1 protein-coding gene is annotated in these 363 nt (G+C 71.6%); it reads left to right on the top strand.

Annotated features, from left to right (window positions below; all coding sequences use genetic code 11):
• Positions 1-363 (top strand): HAD-IC family P-type ATPase (locus tag RB628_RS41650; protein ID WP_412180810.1); only part of this gene is annotated, 363 nt, incomplete at both ends.

Here is a 363-nt window from a genome sequence, read left to right as displayed (position 1 = left end):
TCCGGATCGTCATGGTCACCGGCGACCACCCGCTCACCGGGGAGGCCGTGGCCCGTCGGGTCGGCATCGTACGGGGGCCGGATCCGGTCGTGGTGACGGGCTCCCGGCTCGACGCGATGGACGAGGAGGCACTCGACACTCTGCTCGGCCAACCGTCCGAGCTGTTGCTGTGCCGGGTCAGCCCGGAGCACAAGATGCGCGTGGTCACCGCCTTCCAGCGACGGGGCGAGGTCGTGGCGGTCACCGGGGACGGGGCCAACGATGCCCCGGCACTCAAGCACGCCGACATCGGCGTGGCGATGGGGGCTTCGGGCACCGACGTGGCCCGGGAGGCGGCCTCGATGGTGCTCCTGGACGATTCGT

This window comes from Streptomyces sp. ADMS, assembly GCF_033441795.1.
Lineage (GTDB): Bacteria > Actinomycetota > Actinomycetes > Streptomycetales > Streptomycetaceae > Streptomyces.
Note: the sequence above shows the minus strand (reverse complement) of the source record. Positions and strands in the feature narration are given on the sequence as shown.